We start from the raw sequence: 19,134 nt of genomic DNA, 5'->3' as shown, positions 1-19,134 counted from the left end.
TTATGACGACGGTACGCAAGGGCCAGGCGCCCGCCAAACTGGGGCGCAACGAATTTCACCTGCAATTTCGCCGCACCTTCCAGGACCCCGGCTACGACGCACTGGAAAACGAGCTGGCCGCCATCGAGGCGGTGGCCTGGGATGCCTACCAGGACGGCCGCAAGGCGCCCCGTACCGTCAAGGCCGGCCCCGGCTTTGCCGATCCCGACTACGACCTGTCGATCGACTGGAAAGCCGCGCGTGACCGGCTGCTCGAAGCCGAACAACATCAGAAGAACCCGGACACCAAAAGCCGCATCCTGATCATCAATGCCTCGGCCCGCAACGACGGCACCTGCCCCGGCGAAATCTCGAAAAGCTGGCGCATGTCCGAGATGGCGCGGGAGATCATCGAGGCTGAGGGCATCGAGGCCGACATCCTCGACCTCAGCCTGATCAACTCCGACTACGACCGCCACATCCACCCGTGCAAGGGTTGCGTGTCGACCGCGATGCCGCTGTGCCACTGGCCATGCAGCTGCTACCCGAACCACGCCGAGCGCCAGGTCAATGACTGGATGAACGAGATCTACGAGCGCTGGGTGCTGGCGCACGGTGTCATCATCATCACGCCGGTCTACTGGTACCAGACGCCGGGCGTGCTCAAGCAGATGATCGACCGCCTGGTCTGCGCCGACGGCGGCAATCCCGATCCCACCTCAACCCAGGGCAAGAAAGCCGAGATCGCCAAGCAGATCGAACGCGACGGCTGGGAATATCCAAAGCACCTGGCCGGTCGCGCATTCGGCCTCATCGTGCATGGCGACGTGGCCGGCATCGAGGGCGTGCGCCGTTCGCTGTCGGACTGGCTGGAATGGATGGGCTTGATCAGTTCAGGCAGCTTCGGCCAGCTCAACCGCTTCATCGGCTACTACGAATCGTATGCCGACAGCCACGAGACGTTCGACGCCGACCATGCGGTGCAGGAAGAAGCGCGCAACGTCGCGCGCGCTGTGGCGATTGCCGTGGGCGAAGTGCGCGCCGGCCGCGTCGCCGTGGCCAGCCAGGACCTCAAGCAGCCCCGACCCAAGTAACCAAGTAAGACCTGGGCCGGCGAACCTAGACGGCCGTGTAACCGCCGTCGATGACCATCTCGTGGCCATTGACGTAGGAGGCCATGTCCGAGCACAGCCACAGGGCGGCTTGCGCGATTTCACCGGCTTCGGCGAAGCGGCCCATCGGATGGGCTGCCTTGAGCTTTTTCTCGATGCCGGGATCACGCTCGATCGCACGGGCCAGCATCGGTGTCTTCACCGCTGCCGGGCACAGCACGTTGATGCGCACGCCCTCGCGTGCGTACTCGGCGGCAGCGCTCTTGGTCAGGCCCACGACGGCATGCTTGCTGGCACCGTAGACCGCATGGTTCGGGCTGCCCACCAGGCCGGCCACGCCCGCCATGTTGACGATCGCCCCGCCGCCCTGCGCCAGCATCCGGCGCAGCTGGTATTTCATGCACAGCCAGACACCCTTGACGTTGACGTTCATGATGCGGTCGAACTGCTCGTCGTCGGTGTCGGCCAGCGGATGGTGCTCTTCGTCCACGGCGGCGTTATTCACCGCGATGTCCAGGCGACCGTAGTAATTGATCGTCTTGTCCACCAGCGCCTCGACCTCAGGCGCACGTGTGACGTTGCACTGCACGAACAGCGCCTTGCCGCCGTTTTCCACGATCATGCCCGCCGTCGCGTGGCCACCCTCGATCGAGATGTCGGCCACGACCACACAGGCGCCGGCGCGACCAAAGGCCAGGGCAATGGCGCGACCGATGCCGCTGGCCGCGCCAGTGACCAGGACAACCTTGCCGGTGAACGACATGCCGCCTGCTACCGGCAATTTGCTGATGCCTTTCATGATACTCCCTGGGTGATACGATGATTCCGAAGGGAAACATTTTAACGCATGCTTCCCCCGGCGTCACAATCCAGGACATTTAAGTGGGGCAACTGTTGCAGTTAGGGCATAGCGACTATCGGTTTGACCGGCTCCCCGACTTTGGACTGATCGCCAGCCATCACGACGGACAGTTTTGCCGGATCGATTGCCTTGCGGAACGCTGCGTTCAACTCGGACAAGGTGACCGCATTCAGCTTGCGCTCCAGTTCCAGCGACCACAGGAACGTCTTGTCGCGGTACAGGTACGACGTCCAGCCGCTGGCCAGCGCGGCGTCGTTCGTGCGTGTCTGCAGGCGTTGCTGCATCAGTCCCGAGCGGGCACCGGCCAGCTCTTCCGCCGTGAACCCCTCCTTGACCGCGCGCGTCAATTCGGCCCGTACTGCCGCATCGAGCTTGGCCAGGTTCTGCGGCGCCGCGATCGCGCCGATCGAGAACACGCCAAAGCGGTCGAGCGTGCCCGCCATCAGGTTCGAGCCACCGCCATACGACAAGCCATCCTTCTGGCGGATCCGGTCCATCAGGCGCGACTTCAGGCCGCCTTCGCCGAAGATGTAGTTGGCCAGCATCAGGGCCGGATAGTCCGGGTCCTCGACGTTCAGGTCGACGTTCAGGCGCGCCGTGTACGACCCATTTTCCTTGTCGGGCGTGTTGAGAGTGCGCGCGAGAGGCGCCACATCGGCATGCCCGGTCAGCACCGGTGCAAACGGCTGCGGCGCGCGCCAGGCACCGAACAGCGTATTCACCAGCGGCGTGATCTGGGCCGCGTCGAAGTCACCCACGATCGCCATCTCGGCCGGCTGGGCGCCGTGGAAGTCGGCATGGAACGCCTTCAGATCGGCCAGGCGCGCCGCCTTGACCTCGGCCACGTCTTCCTCGAGCGAGTTCGCATGGCGCACGTCGCCCTTCGGATAACGGTTGAAGTGCAGCGCCATGGCGCGCGCAGCGGCGCTGTCGGGCTCATTGCGGCTCGCTTCCAGCCCCACCAGGATCTGCTGTCGCAGTTGCTCGAATTCTGATTCCGGGAATGCCGGCTCACGCAGCACGTGCGCCACCAGTTTCAATGCCTCGGGCAGGTGTTCGCGCGTGGTCTGGAAATGCGTCGGGCCACCCGTCATCTTGAGCTTGTCGAACGCGTCCGCCAGTTCAGCGCGTGTGTAGCGCGTGGTACCGCGCATCAGCATCGCCGACGTCAGGCCCTGGACCGTGCCCTTGCCGAACAGGCTTTGCTCGGTACCGAAGTGCTGGCGCAGGTCAACCGTGACGGTCTCGCCGCGGTTCTTCTTCGGCAGCAGCGCCAGCTTCACGCCACCCGCCGTCGTCAACGTGGTGCGCTGCATGATGTTCTGCTGGCTCGGGTCGAAGTTTTCCGCGACCAGGTTCGACACCGCCGGCTTGAAGTCCTTCAGCACGTCCGTCACGGCAGGCGCCGCTGGCAGCGCGGCGCGTTTCGATGATTCTTCGGGAATGAAGGTGCCGGTCACGCGGTTGGTGCGCAGGTAGTAGCGGCCGGCGCTGGCGGCGATCTGTTCGGCCGTCATCTTCTGCACGCGCTCGCGGCTGACGAAAAACATGCGCCAGTCGCCAAGGGACGCCGGCTCGGACAGCGCCACGCCCACCGCCTGCGGATCGTTCAGGCTGCGCTCGATCGTGTTCAGCCACGAACGGCGCACGCGCTCCAGTTCTTCCGCCGTGGGCGGCTTGCTGGCGAATTCTTCGACGGCCTGGACCAGTGCCTCGCGCACCGGCTCGATGGGTTCGCCCAGTTTGACCACGGCGCCGAAGTACTGCAGGCCAGGCGCATAGCCGGTCTGGCCAAAGCTGAACACCTGGCTGGCCTTGCCGGTTTCAACCAGCAGCTTGTGCAGGCGGCCGTTGGGTGCGTCGCCCATGATCTGCGACGCAAAGCCCAGCGCTTCGGCGTCCGCGTGCAGGTCGGACGGGATCTTGTAGCCAATCGCGACGAACTGCATGTCACCCTGGCGCCGCACAGTAAAGCTGCGCTCGCCGTCCTGGGTCGGCTCTTCGGTCCAGAACACGGGCAAGGTGCGCTTCGGTTTCGGGATGGCCCCGAACAGGCGCTGGATCTTCGCCAGTGTGGCAGCCGGCTCGAACTGGCCGGCCACCAGCAGCACGGCGTTGTCCGGCTGGTAATAGGTGCGATAAAAATCCTGCAGATTCTTGATCCGCACGTTCTCGATGTCGCTGCGGTTGCCGATCGTCGAGCGGCCATAGCTGTGCCAGTCGTAGGCGATGCTCTGCATGCGCTTGAACAGCACGTTGCCCGGCTGGTTTTCGCCGCTTTCAAACTCGTTGCGCACGACCGTCATCTCGGACGCCAGGTCCTTGGCGGAGACGAACGAGTTGACCATGCGGTCCGCTTCCATCTGCAACGCCCAGTCGAGATTGTCTTTCGACGCCTGGAACACTTCATAGTAATTGGTGCGGTCAAGCGACGTGGTGCCGTTGAACTGCATGCCCCGCTCCGAGAACTGCTTGGTGATGTCGCGGTTCTTTGTCGAACCCTTGAACAGCAGGTGTTCGAGCAGGTGGGCCATCCCCGTTTCGCCGTAGTTTTCATGGCGCGAGCCGACCAAATAGGTCAAGTTGACCGTCACGGTCGGGCGCGAAGCGTCCGGGAACAGCAGCACTTTCAGGCCGTTGGCCAGGCGATATTCAGTGATGCCTTCGACTGCCGGGCCGAGCGTCACGCCCTTGGGCAGCACTGCTTTGGCGGCGCTGGCCGCAGGGGCGCTGGCCGCAGGTGCATTGACAGCAGGTGCGTTGACTGCAGGCTGCGCACCGGCGGGCGCAATGGTGATCAGCGCCAGGCACAGCGCCGCGACATGCGCGGACATACCGCGCAGCTTGTTCTTTGAATCCATGATGTCCGATCATTGGGGCAGGACGCCAACCGTCCCGCCTGCGGCCGAAATAGTAGCAGATGGGCAAGCTCAGCATGCCCCTTCGGTTGATGGGTTGACAGGAAGCATCCGATGCGTGCTGAAGCCCGGCCCCAAACGAACACTGGCGCCTTGATGTGATCAAGGCGCCAGTGGCGTGGTACTGAAGGTTCAGGCTTCGGGCTTCTTCTCGCCGGGCAGCGGCACGAAGCACGCCTCGACGATCTGCATGTCGTTATCGGTGGCAAAGCTGCGCACGAAGTGATACGCCAGTGGTTCGATCTTCTGCAGCTTGCGGTTGACGACGACGGCCTTGATCCCGTTGACGAGGGTCGGGTAGACGTAAGGAGAAAACTTCAGGTGGGCATTGGGGCCGCCGGTGCCGGGACAATAAGCTGCCAGGACGCCACACAGCCGCTCCGCCCAGTCGCTCGGGCGGAATTGCTTGCCGTTGTTCGTGATGCCCAGGACAAAAAATTCTCCGGAGAGATCCTCGTCCTTGGTCTGCGCTAAGTCGGTCATAGTCCTGAGGGGCTAAGTGAAGCCACTATTATATCTTATAGAAGACCTGAGGACGAGGAAGCGGGCGGCGCCCCCTCCTCTGCCCTAGCGCAGCCAGGCCACGCTCGAGGTCAGCAATAGCAAAATCATCCACAGAATCAGCGCACGCCACACGAGGCCGACCGTGCTTTGCAGCGCACGGATCGTCGGTTCTTCGCCCGGCAGGATGTCCGTTTCGCTGTCGCTCAGGTCGACCATGGCGGCGTCCGCCGGCAACAATTGTGGGGCATTTTCGTTGGGCGTGCCAAGCCGCACACCCATCGCACCGCCGCCGGCCGACAGGATGATGCCGCGCGCTTCATCCACCCACCGGTTGGCGAAATTGCGCCACGCATACACGGCGTCTTCGAAATTGCCCACCACGGCGAATGCCACCGCCGTCAGGCGCACAGGCATCCAGTCGATCCAATAGAACGCCTTGGCGGCAAACTCGCCGAACGCTTCGTTACGCATGTGGTCGGGCTCGTTCCACGCACGCGACAGGTATTCCGAGACGCGGTACATCACGGCGCCGGCCGGGCCGAGCGGCATCAAAAACCAGAAGAACACGCCGAACACATTGCGGTGCGTCGTGATGAGGGCTTTCTCGACGGCGATGCGGGTAATCTCCGTGCTGTCCATGCCAACCGTGTCGAGCCGCGTCCATTCGGCCAGAAGCGCGCGCGCACGGGACTCGTCACCGGCGTTGAGCGCGAACTGGATCGAGGTAAAGAAGTGGCTGTAGTGGCGAAACCCCATCGTCAGGTAGATGATCAGGACATTCCAGACGAAGGCCAGGAAGACCAGGTTGTAGTGCATGAACACCCAGTAGACGAGCCAGGTGGGCAGCATCAGCGCACCCATCATCAGCAACCATCCCATGCGGCCATTGGTCTGCTCGCCGGCGTTGAACCAGGTTTCGATGCGAATCGTCAGCGCCTTGATGGCGCCGTACACCTGGTTGTCCGCGCGCAGCGGTTTCAGTTGCTCGATGAGCAGCGCGCACAGGATGGAAAAGAATGTCATTCAGGAACCCTTTTTTGTTATGGCAACACGACTGCCCCGCTACGATAGCGGAGAAGCACGCCAGAATCAAATTTCGGGTAATAACATTCCCTTAAGCCCGCAAGAAGTGGAACAGGTTGCGCAGCATGGCGGCCGTTGCGCCCCAGACAAAATACTGCTCGTAGGGCATCGTGTAGAAGGCCCGGCTGCCGCCCTGCGGCAGGTCGATTTCGCGCCGCTGGTGATGCTGGCCGTCCATCAGCCAGGCCAGCGGCACCTCGAACGCTTCTGCTACTTCGCCCGGGTCCACCTGCAACGTGAACGGTGGCGCGACCAGGGCTACGACCGGCGTGACGCGGTACGCGCTGATGGTGGCGTAGTCGGGCAGCACGCCGATGATCTCGATGCGGTGACGCGACAGGCCGATTTCTTCTTCGGTTTCGCGCAGCGCGGTTTCGATGGGCGACGAATCGTAATCTTCCGAGCGGCCACCGGGAAAGCTGACCTGGCCGGCGTGGCTCGTCAGGTGGTCGGTGCGGCGCGTGAGCAGGACCGTCACGCCCTCGGGCCGCTCGACCAGCGGGATCAGCACGGCAGCGCGGCGAAACGGTGCCGCCAGGCGGTCGTCGGTCTCGGTCGAAATTTCCGGGTCCCACGCCAGCGTTTGCGCAAAGCGCTGACGCAGCGCTGTGGGATTGAGCCGCGCGGGCGCGACCGCGGCCTCGCCGGCCAGACTAATCACGGGCAACTGGGTGGGGTCGAACACGAGCTTGGCCAAAATAACGTTCTTTCAATAACGCTGCGGATAGTAAAAAAGGCATCCTTGCGGATGCCTTTTTATTAGCAAAGGTGCTTGCGCACGATGGCTATTACTCAGCTGCAGCTGCTGGCGCTGCTTTGACGCGACGCTGTGGCAGTTTTTCTTTGATACGCGCCGATTTGCCCGAACGCTCACGCAGGTAGTACAGCTTCGCACGACGCACATCGCCACGACGCTTGACTTCGATCGAAGCGATCAGCGGCGAGTAGAGTTGGAACGTACGCTCGACGCCTTCGCCGGACGAGATCTTGCGAACGATGAAGTTCGAGTTCAGGCCACGGTTACGACGGGAAATCACGACGCCTTCGTATGCCTGGGCGCGCTTGCGGGTGCCTTCGACGACGTTGACGCTGACGATAACGGTATCGCCAGGTGCGAAATCAGGGATCTTGCGGCCGAGGCGCGCAATTTCTTCTTGCTCGAGTTGTTGAATCAGATTCATTTTTATGACTCCATAAACCATCTTGCCGGCGCTACCTTCGCCCAGTAGAGGATGGGGTTGAACAACGGACAACGTGCCCGCTTTTGCATGCGTCTTGCAACACATATTCGTTACGCGTCTTGCGACGCCACATTCTTACTCGGCAGGTTTGACCAACCCTGCCAGAAACTGTTCGTCCTTCTTGGTCAGCTGGCCGGCGGCGCGCGCCGCGTCCAGCAGATCCGGCCGCTTAGACGCGGTGGCTTCCAGCATGCGCTGGCGGCGCCACTTGACGATCTCGGCGTGGTTGCCACCCATCAGGACAGGTGGCACCGGTATGTCTTCGTACACGTCAGGCCGCGTATAGTGCGGCGAGTCGAGCAGGCCGTTGACGAAACTGTCTTCGACGGCCGAGGCATCGTCGCCGAGCACGCCGGGAATCAGGCGTACCACGGCGTCCATCAGGGCCATTGCCGGCAATTCACCACCCGACAGCACGAAGTCGCCGAGAGAAATTTCCTCATCGACGCAGCGGTCGAGCAGGCGCTGATCCACCGCTTCGTAGCGACCGCACAGGATGACGAGACCAGGCTCGTCCTTCAGTGCCATCGCGCGGGCATGGGTCAGCGGCTTGCCTTGCGGCGACATGAACACCACGCGCGGGCTGGGCAGACCGAGGTCTTGCTGGCGCGCCTTCGCGGCATCGATGGTCGCTTCGAGCGGCCGTGCCATCATCACCATGCCGGGACCACCGCCATACGGGCGGTCATCGACGGTGCGGTGACGGTCTTGCGTGAAATCGCGTGGATTCCAGAGATGCAAGCCCCAGCGTTGCTGCTCGAACGCACGGCGGGTCACCCCGGACTGCGTCAATGCGGCAAACATTTCCGGGAACAAGCTCACGACGTCAAATTGCATCGGATCTCAAGCCCACGTGGACGGGTTCAAAAATCGAGACCCCAATCCAGGGTAATCAGTTTTTGGTCGAGGCTGACAGTCTTGACGAACTGGTCGACGAACGGCACGAGGCGCTCGGGGGCCTTTTCGTCGGACGACGGATCGGGCACCGGCACGATGCGCAAAATCGATTGCGCGCCATTGCTCATCATGTCGGCCACCTTGCCCAGGGCTTCGCCCTGCAGGTTGACCACGTCAAGCCCGATCAGATCGGACCAGTAATACTCATCTTCTTCGAGCGCGGGAAACGCGCTGCGTGCGATCTGTACCGTGGCGCCCTTGAGCGCTTCGGCAGCATCGCGGCCCTGCAGGCCGACCAGCGTGGCGACGACATCGCCGCCATGCAGTTTTGCACTGCGCACCGTAACGGCGTGCAGAGTCGGCTTGCTGACCCACCAGGTTTTCACGTTCAGCAGCGCATCGGCGTCAGCGGAGTGCGGCGTGACACGAATGCCACCGACGATGCCATAAGCACCGGACACGTATCCCACTTCGGCCAGATCGGCAGGAACCGAAGTTCCCGTACCTGCGTTGCTCGCTGCTGAATCGTTCAAACCTGCGTACCTTGCTTAATTAAAATTAAGCAGCTGGCTTTTGCTGGGCGACCAGGCGAGCGACGGTTGGCGACAGTTGTGCGCCAACGCCTTGCCAGTGCGACAGACGGTCAGCAGCGATACGCAGGCTGACTTCAGCGCCCGATGCCATCGGGTTGTAGAAACCGATACGCTCGATGAAACGACCATCGCGACGATTGCGCGAATCAGTTGCAACGATATTGAAGAACGGACGCTTTTTTGCGCCACCACGAGCCAAACGAATAACGACCATAATATTTCCGAAAAAGTTGTTCTGGACGGAGAAAGTCGACGATTATAGCGCGCGACACCGAACAGCAGCAAGCGTTAATGATACAGGGCGCGCAGTCCCAGGAGAATCAACCATTATCACCGATTTCGCGCCATACCGCTACCAGCCATCTGCCCAAATGCCCTGGAATACGCTGTCAATCGCCGAAAGCGTGCCATTCGCGCCAATCTGGACGATACTTTGACTTTCCTGAACGATTGACAACATCCATGGCTGCTGCGCACAAAAACAAGACTGTCGCCACCCTGCTCGCCCTGCTGCTGGGTGGGTTTGGCATTCACCGCTTTTATCTGAAACCGGGCGCCGATCGGATCGGTCTGCTGCACCTGTGCTGCCTGCCGGTCACGGGGATCCTGTACGGTGCGGTCAAGCCGCATCCGTTCTATATCGTGCTGCCGCTGCTGGTGTCGTACATCGCTGGCTTTGTCGAGGCACTGGTGATCGGGCTGACGCCGGATGAAAAGTGGGATGCCCAATACAACGCGCATAGCGGGCGCCAGTCACGCTCGAACTGGGTGCTGGTGCTGCTGCTGGTGATTACGATGCTGGTGGCAACGACCGTGCTGATCGGGACGATCGCACGGTTGTCGGATGTGGTGTACACGGGCGGCGCGTACGGGTGAAGAACGCGGGTTGCGTACGATCGTGGTGGGCAACGGTTTGTTGAACGCGTGGACGGCAGAGCCGTCCACCCTACATGCCCACGGTAGGGTGGACGGTTTTTCCGTCCACGCGTTCAACGAGCCTTAAGACACCACGACGTGACCGGCACTACCCAAGGCGCGTGCCGGCCTGCATGCCTGCTTAGAACTGCTCGATCTCCAGCGCCAGCACGCCCGCCGCGCCATCGACGATCGACGTGCGCAGCCCCGGCGCCTGCGACAGGATGTGGTCGGCAAAGAAGCGCGCCGTGCCGATCTTGGCGCGGTAGAAGGCGGCATCGCCCTCGCCTGCGTCAAGCCGCTTCTGCGCGGCCAGCGCCGCGCGGGCCATCTGCCAGCCGCTGAGCACGATGCCGGCCAGCTTCAGATACGTGACGCTGCCGGCAAACACTGCCTTCACGTCCGTCCTGATATTGGCCACCACATACTCGACCACTTGCTCGAGCGCCGCGCTGCCCTCTTGCAGACGCTGCGCAATGGCTGCGAAATCGGCGTTCTGCGCGTCGCCCAACTGGCGCTCGACATCGCGGATCTGCGCGATCAGCGCCTTGGCCACGGCGCCGCCATCGCGCACCGTCTTGCGGCCCACCAGGTCATTGGCCTGGATCGCCGTCGTGCCTTCATAGATGGTCAGGATCTTCGCGTCGCGGTAGTGCTGCGCTGCGCCCGTTTCTTCGATGAAGCCCATGCCGCCGTGCACCTGCACGCCGTCGCGCGCGACCTGCTCGCTCATCTCGGTCGCCCAGCCCTTGATGACCGGGACCAGATATTCATAGATGGCCAGGTTCGCCGTGCGCGTGGCCTCGTCCGGATGGTGATGGGCCAGATCGGACAGTGCCGCACCGACATAGGCCAGCGCGCGCGCGGCTTCCGTCTGCGAACGCATCGACATCAGCATGCGGCGCACGTCCGGGTGGTGGATGATCGTCACCGGGCCACTCGAGCCCGCCACATCGCGCGACTGGACGCGGTCCTTGGCGAAGGCCACAGCGCCCTGGTACGCGTGCTCGGCCAGGCCGACGCCCTGGATGCCCACGCCGAAACGCGCCGCATTCATCATGATGAACATGTATTCGAGGCCACGGTTTTCTTCGCCGACCAGCGTGCCGACGGCGCCGCCGTTGTCGCCGAACTGCAGCACGGCCGTCGGGCTGGCCTTGATGCCCAGCTTGTGTTCGATCGAGACGCAGGCGACGTCGTTGCGCGCGCCCAGCGAGCCATCGTCGTTGATCATGAACTTGGGCACGATGAACAGCGAGATCCCCTTCACGCCCGGCGGCGCGTCAGGCGTGCGCGCCAGCACCAGGTGCACGATGTTCTCGGTCATGTCGTGATCGCCATACGTGATGTAGATCTTGGTGCCGAACAGTTTATAGGTGCCGTCGCCCTGCGGCTCGGCGCGGGTGCGCACGGCGGCCAGGTCGGAGCCGGCCTGCGGCTCGGTCAGGTTCATGGTGCCGGTCCACCGGCCCGACACCAGCGGCTCGAGGAAGCGCGCTTTTTGCGCGTCCGAGCCGGCGGTGAGCAAGGCCTCGATGGCGCCGTCGGACAACAACGCCACGAGCGCGAACGACAGGTTGGCGCCGTGCAGCATTTCCATGCACGGCGTGGCCACGAGCTTGGGCAAGCCCTGCCCGCCGAAATCCTGCGGGTGCTGCACGCCCTGCCAGCCAGCCTCGGCGTAGGCCTTGAACGCCTCGCGGAAACCTTTGGTCGTGGTGACGGCGCCGTCTTTCCAGTAGCTTGGGTCCTTGTCGCCCACGCGATTCAGCGGCGCGATCACGTCGCGGCAGAATTTCGCGTTTTCTTCCAGGACCGCTTCCACGGTGTCAGGCGTCGCATCTTCACAGCCGGGCAGCGCATTGATCTCGGCCAGATTGGCCAGTTCAGTCAGCACGAACTGCATGTCTTTCAGCGGGGCGTTGTAGCTCACCATTGTCTCCTGAATAAATTCTTATGCAAAAAAAACGCCGTTCCTGCACGGGCGGGAACGGCGTCATTGGCGGCTGTCGGCGCGGCGTACAACGACGCCGCGCCTGGCGATCAGCCCAGTTCCTTGACCAGTTCCGGCACGGCTTCGAACAGGTCGGCCACCAGGCCGTAGTCGGCCACCGAGAAGATCGGCGCTTCCGGGTCCTTGTTGATGGCGACGATGACTTTCGAGTCCTTCATGCCGGCCAGGTGCTGGATCGCGCCGGAAATACCGACGGCGATATACAGCGTTGGCGCGACGATCTTGCCCGTCTGGCCAACTTGCCAGTCGTTCGGCACGAAGCCGGCGTCGACGGCGGCGCGCGACGCACCCATCGCCGCGCCCAGCTTGTCGGCCAGCGGCTCGAGAATCTTGAAGTTGTCGGCCGAGCCGATGCCACGGCCACCCGAGACGATCACCTTGGCAGCGGTCAGTTCCGGACGATCCGACTTGGCCAGTTCACGGCCCACGAAGCTCGACGTGCCCGCGTCTGCGACGGCAGCGATGGCTTCGATGGCGGCCGAGCCGCCAGCGGCTGCGGAGTCGAACGCCGTGCCGCGCACGGTGATGACTTTCACGCTGTCGCCCGACTGCACGGTGGCAATCGCGTTACCGGCGTAGATCGGACGCTCGAACGTGTCGGGCGAATCGACCTTGGTGATCTCGGAGATCTGCGCGACATCGAGCTTGGCGGCCACGCGCGGCAGGATGTTCTTGCCGTAGGCGGTGGCAGGCGCGAGGATGTGCGAGTAGCTGCCGGCGATCGCCAGGATCTGCTCGGCCACGTTCTCGGCCAGGCCGTCGGCGAAGTGCGGCGCGTCGGCGACCAGCACTTTCGAAACGCCCGCGATCTGCGCGGCAGCTTCGGCAGCGGCGCCGCAACCCGAACCGGCGACCAGGATGTGCACATCGCCGCCGCACTGAACGGCTGCGGTAACGGTGTGGTGGGTAGCGCCCTTCAGGGAGCCGTTGTCGTGTTCAGCAATGACTAATGCGACCATGTTGATTCCTATCTTGTAAATGACGACAAACGGCTCAGATGACTTTGGCTTCAGTGCGCAGTTTCTGCACCAGCGTGCCCACGTCCGGGACCTTGACGCCCGCCGAGCGCTTGGCTGGCTCGACGACTTTCAGGGTCTTCAGGCGCGGCGCCACGTCCACGCCCAGGTCTTCCGGCTTGATTGTCTCGAGCGGCTTTTTCTTGGCCTTCATGATGTTCGGCAGCGTCACGTAACGCGGCTCGTTCAGGCGCAGGTCGGTGGTGATGACTGCAGGCAGCTTGAGCGCCACGGTTTCCAGGCCGCCGTCGACTTCGCGCGTCACGGTGACCTTGCCGTCCTCGAGCACCACTTTCGACGCGAACGTCGCTTGTGGCCAGCCCAGCAGTGCTGCGAGCATCTGGCCGGTCTGGTTCGAGTCGTCATCGATCGCCTGCTTGCCCAGGATGATCAGCTGTGGCTGCTCTTTGTCAGCCAGCGCCTTCATGATCTTGGCCACGCCCAGCGGCTCGGTGTCGCCGGCGGTCTCGACCAGGATCGCGCGGTCGGCGCCGATGGCCAGGCCGGTGCGCAGGGTTTCCTGGCACTGCGGCACGCCGATCGACACTGCCACCACTTCGGTAACCTTGCCGCCTTCTTTCAGGCGGGTCGCCTCTTCCAGCGCGATTTCGTCGAACGGGTTCATCGACATCTTGACGTTGGCGATATCCACACCGCTGTTGTCGGACTTGACGCGAACCTTGACGTTGTAGTCGACCACGCGTTTGACGGGTACCAGGACTTTCATAGGGTGCCTTTTAAAATGAGATGGAGACAGACTAAAGTGGCTCAGATTATATGAGAAATCGGGGCAACGGGCCAAATTAAAGCACGAGCGTGCGATTTTTTAGTAGAGGAAAACACCTAAAGTACTCGGTCTGTCATGAATTCGGGGAAAACAAACGGGGCACAGACCCCGGCATGGCAAGTGTGTGCGCCGCGTCGACAGGCGCAACACGGCAACCTGGACTACTTGCGGCGCATCAGAAACGTGAACTCGCCGTGTTCGAAGGTGTGGGCCAGCAGCGCATTGCCGGTCTGTTTGGCAAACGCCTGAAAGTCGCGCACGGAGCCGGTGTCGGTGGCCACGATACGCAACACCTGGCCACTCTCCATTTCGGCGAGCGCCTTCTTCGCTTTGAGGATGGGCAGTGGGCAATTGAGCCCCCGCGCATCCAGATCTCTCTGGAATTCCATGGTGTCGGTGTCAGTGTCGAAAATGATGTCGCTCATCGCATTCCTGATCAGTAAGGAGGGTGCTGGAACTCGAATACTACTCCAATTCCCACAGTATGACGCAGCGCACCAAAATAGTCATAGATTGTTGCGAGCCTGCAACCAAGTGTTAAAAGCTTGACGAGCTGCTACCGAGTCTGTACTGGATGCTCACGAAAAAGCACTATGGCGGTGCATCATGCAGCCAAGATGCGAACCAAATCGGCGCGTGCAATAGACGGTCAGACAATCTCGCGCAATAAAATGGGGGCTGGTTCGATTCGAACGTTGATGGGCGGGTCAATCCATGTCCGACAACCGAATATGCGGCCGGATTGCGTCGATCAACCCAGCAAGGTGCGCCCTGCCGACGCCGACACGTAAATTTCACGGCGCACGATGCGCAGTGTGAATGCCTGCTCCAGCATCGCCAGAAAATCAGGACTGCCGAGGTGAACATCGAGCGCTTCTTGCGTGGCCCAGCCTTCGGCCAGGTGAAACACGTTGGCCTGCTTCAGGTCTTGCGAGGCGATGTAATACAGGCAGCCTGGCTTATTGACGGTCTGGTCAACCGACGCCGTCGCGATGCGTGCGAACGCCGCAGCGTCCAGCGGATCGATTTCATAGGTGCCGACCAGGCTGACGAAGCGTTCAGTGGAAGCAGTATTCATATGGGTTCCTGTCATGGTGAGATCCAGGGCACGAGCTATGTGCATGGGGTCGATCCGTGCAGTCTGATTGCTGACTGCATGGATGAGAAGCCATGCTGCGGCCATATCATTTATGCTCTCGCTGCATAAAACCAATTCACGCGGGCAGGAATGGATAAATTGTTGTGGATGCGATGCTTCGTGCGCGCCGTCGAAACCGGTAGTTTTTCAGCTGTCGCGCGGGAGCTCGGGATCGGGCAACCGAACGTCAGCCGGCACGTGGCGGCACTGGAGAAGTCGCTGGGTACGCGGCTGTTGCATCGCTCAACGCGGCAGATGGTCGCCACGGCCGAGGGCCAGCGCTACTACGCGCAAGCGCGCCTGGCACTCGACATCATCGGAGAAGTCGAAGCAGAGGCGCACGGTGAACAAGATCCGCATGGACTGCTGCGCATTGCGTGCCCGGAGAGTATCGGCACTGAACTATTGATACCCGCCCTGCCGGATTTTCTGCAGCACTATCCGCATGTCGATGTGGAATGTCGCCTGGGCGACGCGTACATCGACCTGGTGGCCGAAGGCATCGATATCGCCATCCGGGGTGGCAAGTTAAGTGACAGCACCCTGCGTGCGCGGTGCGTCGGTCAATCTGCGCGCATCTGCGTGGCAAGCAGGACGTATCTGAAACAACGTGGTACACCGCTGGAACCCGGCGACCTGGCTGCGCACGACTGCCTTGTGTATACCTTGCTGGCGGCCGGCAATGACAGCTGGCCGTTCAGGGATGGCGATCGCAAGGTCAGCGGACGTGTGCGACTCAATAGTCTGGACGGCATCCGGCGCGCCGTCCTGAACGACCTGGGGATCGCTTACCTGCCGGCCTGGATGGTGACCAGGGAACTGCAGAGCGGCGAACTGGTAGCGGTGTTGACCGGGCATGGGGCGCCGCCTGTGCCCGTCAATGTGCTGTATTCCGCAGAACGGCGCCTGCCCCGGCGTGCAGCGGTCTTCATTGACTTTATTGCGCAGGTGCTTGCGAATGTTCCTGGACTCGTTCGAGACAGTCGATGACTTTTCCAGCCCGGCAACCTGCTAAGCTGCCGTCATCGTATGTGCCAACCCGGGGATATCAGAACATGAAAATTATTGCCTTCTCGCTCTTCATCGCGATGCAGTTACTTCCCGTCGCCTATTCCCAGGACAAGCTTCAAGACCGACCCGGCCAGGGGAAGGGCGGACCGGATGCCGTAATCGACATTGCACCGAATACACCGGCCCCGATCGACTATGACTATGCGTGGGACCAGTTCGCACACAGAAGCGCCGTGATGTGGGAATGCCGCGGCGTTCAGTCGGGCGAGTTCGTTGCGCCGGATTTTTGCGCGTTCAAGGAAAAAGTCGACAAGCAATGGCCGGGCAAGAACATCCCCGGACATTGGAAGCGGCGTTAGCCTACGCAGTATTCATCGAACGCCACCAGCGGCGTGCCGAAATAAAAACGCCGCCCGAAGGCGGCGTTTTTCTTGCAGGCGGCGTGCTTACGCGCGCTCGCCCACCCAGCCCGCCACGCCGGCCAGCGCTGCCGGCAAGCCCGATGGGTCAGTACCGCCGGCCTGCGCCATGTCCGGACGCCCGCCGCCCTTGCCGCCCACCTGCTGGGCCACAAAGTTGACCAGCTCACCCGCCTTGACCTTGCCGGTGGCATCCTTGGTCACGCCTGCGATCAGGCTGACCTTGCCTTCGAGGACGCTTGCCAGCACGATGGCGGCCGTGCCCAGCTTGTCCTTGAGCTTGTCCATTGCTTCGCGCAGTGTCGCCACGTCGGCGCCTTCCATCGTCGCCGCCAGCACCTTGATGCCGTTGACGTCGATGGCTTGTGCGATCAGCTCGTCGCCCTGCCCCGACGCCAGCTTCGACTTCAGTGCAGCGACTTCTTTTTCGAGCAGCTTCACCTGATCCTGCACCTGGCCGATGCGGCTGGTCAGTTCGTCAGGATTGGTCTTCAGGGCGCCGGCCGCTTCGATCAGCTTGCGGTTGATCGATTGCACCAGAGCCAGTGCGCCTTCACCCGTGACGGCTTCGATGCGGCGGATGCCGGCAGCGACGCCGCCTTCGGACACGATCTTGAACAGGCCGATGTCGCCGGTGCGCGTCACGTGGACGCCGCCGCACAGCTCTTTCGAGGTGCCGATGTCGAGCACGCGCACGGTGTCGCCGTACTTCTCGCCGAACAGCGCCATGGCGCCGTGCTTGACCGCATCGTCGAACGACATATTGTGCGACTGCGTCGCGTGGTTTTCGAGAATCTCGCGGTTGACGATGGTCTCGACCTGCGTGATTTCGTCCAGCGTCAGCGCCTGCGGGTGGCTGAAGTCGAAGCGGGTCTTGTCAGGATCGACCAGCGAACCTTTTTGTGCCACGTGCGTGCCCAGCACTTCGCGCAGCGCCTTGTGCATCAGGTGCGTTGCCGAGTGGTTGCGGATGGTACGTGCACGCTTGGCCGTGTCGACCTGTGCGTCGACCGTTGCGCCGACCTTCAGCGTGCCTTCGCGCAGCACGCCGTGGTGACCGAAGACGTCGGCCTGGATCTTGAGCGTGTCTTCGACTTCGAAGCGGATGGCGCCGTCGCCAATCATACCCTGGTCGCCCACCTGGCCGCCCGACTCGGCGTAGAACGGCGTCGTGTCGAGCACGACGATGCCCGCCTGGCCGGCGCTCAATTGCTCGACCTTCACGCCGTCGGCATACAGCGCCAGCACGTGCGTGTTGTGGGCCAGCGAATCGTAGCCGACGAATTTCGTTTTTTCACCCGCGTACTCGACGTTGGCCGCCATCTTGAACTTGCCGGCAGCGCGCGCCGTTTTCTTTTGCTGTTCCATCGCGGCGGTAAAGCCCGCTTCGTCGAGCGTGATGCCACGTTCGCGGCAGATGTCGGCGGTGAGGTCCAGTGGGAAGCCGTAGGTGTCGTACAGCGTGAAGGCGGTGCCGCCATCGAGGTTCTTCGGATCCTTGGCCAGCTGGGCTTCGAGAATCTTCATGCCGTTTTCCAGCGTCTCGCCAAAGCGTTCTTCTTCGGCCTTGAGCACCTGCGCCACGCGTTCTTTGGCCGTGCGCAGTTCAGGATAGGCTTCGCCCATCTCGATGTCGAGGTCAGCGACCAGCTTGTAGAAGAATGGCTTGGTCTGGCCCAGCTTGTGGCCGTGGCGCAGCGCGCGGCGCACGATGCGGCGCAGCACGTAGCCGTGGCCTTCGCTGCTCGGGATGATGCCGTCGACGATCATGAACGACGCAGCGCGGATGTGGTCGGCGATGACCTTCAGCGAATTGTTGTCGAGGTCGGGCGCGGCGGTTTCGCGGGCAGCGGCCTTGATCAGGTTCTGGAACAGGTCGATTTCGTAGTTGCTGTGCACGTTCTGCAGCACGGCAGCCAGGCGCTCCATGCCCATGCCGGTGTCGATCGACGGCTTCGGCAGCGGCGTGAGCGAGCCGGATTCGTCGCGGTAGAACTGCATGAACACGAGGTTCCAGATTTCGATGAAGCGGTCGCCGTCTTCTTCGGCCGAGCCCGGTGGGCCGCCCCAGATGTCGGCGCCGTGGTCGTAGAAGATCTCGGTGCACGGACCGCATGGACCCGTATCGGCCATCTGCCAGAAATTGTCGGATGCGTAGCGCGCGCCCTTGTTGTCGCCAATGCGGATGATGCGCTCTTTAGGCACGCCGATCTCGTTGGCCCAGATGTCGTACGCTTCGTCATCCTCGAAGTACACGGTGATGGTCAGCTTTTCGGCTGGCAGCAGGTAGACCTTGGTCAGGAGTTCCCAGGCCAGCTGGATCGCATCGCGCTTGAAATAGTCGCCGAAGCTGAAGTTGCCCAGCATCTCGAAGAACGTGTGGTGACGCGCCGTATAGCCGACGTTTTCCAGGTCGTTGTGCTTGCCGCCGGCGCGCACGCAGCGCTGCACGGACGTCGCGCGCGAGTACGGGCGCGAATCCAGGCCCAGGAAGACATCCTTGAACTGCACCATGCCGCTGTTGGTCAGCAGCATGGTCGGGTCGTTGCCCGGCACCAGCGGGCTGGAACGCACGATGGAATGGCCTTTGGATTCAAAGAACTTGAGGAACTTTTCGCGGATGTCGGAGGATTTCATGTCTGATC

Annotated in this window: 19 protein-coding genes; 4 read left to right on the top strand and 15 right to left on the bottom strand. The window is 62.3% G+C overall.

Annotation, left to right across the window (positions count from 1 at the left end; all coding sequences use genetic code 11):
- Nucleotides 1–2 precede the first annotated feature (2 nt).
- Entirely contained in the window at nt 3–1,073 is a 1,071-nt protein-coding gene (locus tag AC56LW_RS09005; protein WP_499633588.1) for a flavodoxin family protein, read from the top strand.
- Nucleotides 1,074–1,098: 25 nt separating this feature from the next.
- Here the strand turns inward: AC56LW_RS09005 and AC56LW_RS09000 are convergent, their stop codons facing one another.
- The 9 genes from AC56LW_RS09000 to rpsP form a co-directional block, all read right to left on the bottom strand.
- The gene (locus AC56LW_RS09000; protein WP_499633586.1) at nt 1,099–1,890 is read right to left on the bottom strand and encodes an SDR family oxidoreductase; all 792 of its coding nucleotides are present in this window, start codon (nt 1,888–1,890) and stop codon (nt 1,099–1,101) included.
- Nucleotides 1,891–1,991: 101 nt separating this feature from the next.
- Complete coding sequence (locus AC56LW_RS08995; RefSeq protein ID WP_499633584.1) at nt 1,992–4,814, bottom strand: M16 family metallopeptidase; 2,823 nt, start codon at nt 4,812–4,814, stop codon at nt 1,992–1,994.
- A 189-nt stretch (nt 4,815–5,003) separates the two neighbouring features.
- Nucleotides 5,004–5,354 (bottom strand): DUF3579 domain-containing protein, encoded by a 351-nt coding sequence (locus AC56LW_RS08990; protein ID WP_183549952.1) that lies wholly within the window; start codon nt 5,352–5,354, stop codon nt 5,004–5,006.
- 84 nt (nt 5,355–5,438) lie between these two features.
- The gene (locus tag AC56LW_RS08985) at nt 5,439–6,398 is read right to left on the bottom strand and encodes a CobD/CbiB family protein (RefSeq protein ID WP_499633582.1); all 960 of its coding nucleotides are present in this window, start codon (nt 6,396–6,398) and stop codon (nt 5,439–5,441) included.
- A gap of 91 nt (nt 6,399–6,489) precedes the next feature.
- Nucleotides 6,490–7,155, bottom strand: coding sequence for a CoA pyrophosphatase (locus tag AC56LW_RS08980; RefSeq protein ID WP_499633580.1), 666 nt, complete (start codon nt 7,153–7,155; stop codon nt 6,490–6,492).
- 91 nt (nt 7,156–7,246) lie between these two features.
- On the bottom strand, nt 7,247–7,639 hold the full coding sequence (gene rplS, locus AC56LW_RS08975) for a 50S ribosomal protein L19 (protein WP_183553473.1): 393 nt from the start codon (nt 7,637–7,639) through the stop codon (nt 7,247–7,249).
- Nucleotides 7,640–7,774: 135 nt separating this feature from the next.
- Nucleotides 7,775–8,536, bottom strand: a complete 762-nt coding sequence (trmD, locus tag AC56LW_RS08970) for a tRNA (guanosine(37)-N1)-methyltransferase TrmD (protein ID WP_258836217.1) — start codon at nt 8,534–8,536, stop codon at nt 7,775–7,777.
- 26 nt (nt 8,537–8,562) lie between these two features.
- Complete coding sequence (rimM, locus tag AC56LW_RS08965) at nt 8,563–9,129, bottom strand: ribosome maturation factor RimM (protein ID WP_183549942.1); 567 nt, start codon at nt 9,127–9,129, stop codon at nt 8,563–8,565.
- Between the two features lie 25 nt (nt 9,130–9,154).
- Nucleotides 9,155–9,403: a 30S ribosomal protein S16 gene (gene rpsP, locus AC56LW_RS08960; protein WP_183549939.1), complete on the bottom strand. Its 249-nt coding sequence runs from the start codon at nt 9,401–9,403 to the stop codon at nt 9,155–9,157.
- Nucleotides 9,404–9,651: 248 nt separating this feature from the next.
- Between rpsP and AC56LW_RS08955 the strand changes: the two genes are divergently transcribed.
- A complete protein-coding gene (locus AC56LW_RS08955) occupies nt 9,652–10,065 on the top strand; it encodes an NINE protein (protein ID WP_499633577.1) in 414 nt (137 codons plus the stop codon).
- 181 nt (nt 10,066–10,246) lie between these two features.
- On the opposite strand, the gene AC56LW_RS08950 is transcribed toward AC56LW_RS08955, so the two are convergent.
- From AC56LW_RS08950 to AC56LW_RS08930, 5 genes are all read right to left on the bottom strand, one after another.
- Nucleotides 10,247–12,037: an acyl-CoA dehydrogenase gene (locus AC56LW_RS08950; protein WP_499633575.1), complete on the bottom strand. Its 1,791-nt coding sequence runs from the start codon at nt 12,035–12,037 to the stop codon at nt 10,247–10,249.
- 110 nt (nt 12,038–12,147) lie between these two features.
- Nucleotides 12,148–13,077 carry an electron transfer flavoprotein subunit alpha/FixB family protein gene (locus AC56LW_RS08945; protein WP_332530691.1) on the bottom strand — a complete coding sequence of 310 codons (930 nt, stop codon included), beginning with the start codon at nt 13,075–13,077 and terminating at the stop codon, nt 12,148–12,150.
- Nucleotides 13,078–13,111: 34 nt separating this feature from the next.
- Complete coding sequence (locus AC56LW_RS08940) at nt 13,112–13,861, bottom strand: electron transfer flavoprotein subunit beta/FixA family protein (RefSeq protein WP_183549925.1); 750 nt, start codon at nt 13,859–13,861, stop codon at nt 13,112–13,114.
- 221 nt (nt 13,862–14,082) lie between these two features.
- On the bottom strand, nt 14,083–14,310 hold the full coding sequence (locus AC56LW_RS08935; protein ID WP_183553472.1) for a sulfurtransferase TusA family protein: 228 nt from the start codon (nt 14,308–14,310) through the stop codon (nt 14,083–14,085).
- A 362-nt stretch (nt 14,311–14,672) separates the two neighbouring features.
- Nucleotides 14,673–14,999: a putative quinol monooxygenase gene (locus tag AC56LW_RS08930; protein ID WP_332530690.1), complete on the bottom strand. Its 327-nt coding sequence runs from the start codon at nt 14,997–14,999 to the stop codon at nt 14,673–14,675.
- A 150-nt stretch (nt 15,000–15,149) separates the two neighbouring features.
- On the opposite strand from AC56LW_RS08930, the gene AC56LW_RS08925 reads away from it, so the two are divergent.
- A complete protein-coding gene (locus AC56LW_RS08925; protein WP_499633573.1) occupies nt 15,150–16,049 on the top strand; it encodes a LysR family transcriptional regulator in 900 nt (299 codons plus the stop codon).
- A gap of 65 nt (nt 16,050–16,114) precedes the next feature.
- Complete coding sequence (locus AC56LW_RS08920; protein WP_499633571.1) at nt 16,115–16,429, top strand: hypothetical protein; 315 nt, start codon at nt 16,115–16,117, stop codon at nt 16,427–16,429.
- An 87-nt stretch (nt 16,430–16,516) separates the two neighbouring features.
- On the opposite strand, the gene alaS is transcribed toward AC56LW_RS08920, so the two are convergent.
- Nucleotides 16,517–19,126, bottom strand: a complete 2,610-nt coding sequence (gene alaS, locus AC56LW_RS08915) for an alanine--tRNA ligase (RefSeq protein WP_499633569.1) — start codon at nt 19,124–19,126, stop codon at nt 16,517–16,519.
- Nucleotides 19,127–19,134: the final 8 nt, after the last annotated feature.

Source organism: Telluria sp. LT2P80 (assembly GCF_059685955.1).
The sequence above is the reverse complement of the archived record's forward strand: the minus strand, read 5'-3'. Positions and strand labels throughout refer to the sequence as shown.

What these genes read in the sequence shown, in the direction of transcription:
- AC56LW_RS09005 (WP_499633588.1), top strand. Translation starts at nt 3, where the DNA reads ATGACGACGGTACGCAAGGGCCAGGCGCCCGCCAAACTGGGGCGCAAC.
- AC56LW_RS09000 (WP_499633586.1), bottom strand. Translation starts at nt 1,890, where the DNA reads ATGAAAGGCATCAGCAAATTGCCGGTAGCAGGCGGCATGTCGTTCACC.
- AC56LW_RS08995 (WP_499633584.1), bottom strand. Translation starts at nt 4,814, where the DNA reads ATGGATTCAAAGAACAAGCTGCGCGGTATGTCCGCGCATGTCGCGGCG.
- AC56LW_RS08990 (WP_183549952.1), bottom strand. Translation starts at nt 5,354, where the DNA reads ATGACCGACTTAGCGCAGACCAAGGACGAGGATCTCTCCGGAGAATTT.
- AC56LW_RS08985 (WP_499633582.1), bottom strand. Translation starts at nt 6,398, where the DNA reads ATGACATTCTTTTCCATCCTGTGCGCGCTGCTCATCGAGCAACTGAAA.
- rplS (WP_183553473.1), bottom strand. Translation starts at nt 7,639, where the DNA reads ATGAATCTGATTCAACAACTCGAGCAAGAAGAAATTGCGCGCCTCGGC.
- trmD (WP_258836217.1), bottom strand. Translation starts at nt 8,536, where the DNA reads ATGCAATTTGACGTCGTGAGCTTGTTCCCGGAAATGTTTGCCGCATTG.
- rpsP (WP_183549939.1), bottom strand. Translation starts at nt 9,403, where the DNA reads ATGGTCGTTATTCGTTTGGCTCGTGGTGGCGCAAAAAAGCGTCCGTTC.
- AC56LW_RS08955 (WP_499633577.1), top strand. Translation starts at nt 9,652, where the DNA reads ATGGCTGCTGCGCACAAAAACAAGACTGTCGCCACCCTGCTCGCCCTG.
- AC56LW_RS08945 (WP_332530691.1), bottom strand. Translation starts at nt 13,077, where the DNA reads ATGGTCGCATTAGTCATTGCTGAACACGACAACGGCTCCCTGAAGGGC.
- AC56LW_RS08940 (WP_183549925.1), bottom strand. Translation starts at nt 13,861, where the DNA reads ATGAAAGTCCTGGTACCCGTCAAACGCGTGGTCGACTACAACGTCAAG.
- AC56LW_RS08935 (WP_183553472.1), bottom strand. Translation starts at nt 14,310, where the DNA reads ATGGAATTCCAGAGAGATCTGGATGCGCGGGGGCTCAATTGCCCACTG.
- AC56LW_RS08930 (WP_332530690.1), bottom strand. Translation starts at nt 14,999, where the DNA reads ATGAATACTGCTTCCACTGAACGCTTCGTCAGCCTGGTCGGCACCTAT.
- AC56LW_RS08925 (WP_499633573.1), top strand. Translation starts at nt 15,150, where the DNA reads ATGGATAAATTGTTGTGGATGCGATGCTTCGTGCGCGCCGTCGAAACC.
- AC56LW_RS08920 (WP_499633571.1), top strand. Translation starts at nt 16,115, where the DNA reads ATGAAAATTATTGCCTTCTCGCTCTTCATCGCGATGCAGTTACTTCCC.
- alaS (WP_499633569.1), bottom strand. Translation starts at nt 19,126, where the DNA reads ATGAAATCCTCCGACATCCGCGAAAAGTTCCTCAAGTTCTTTGAATCC.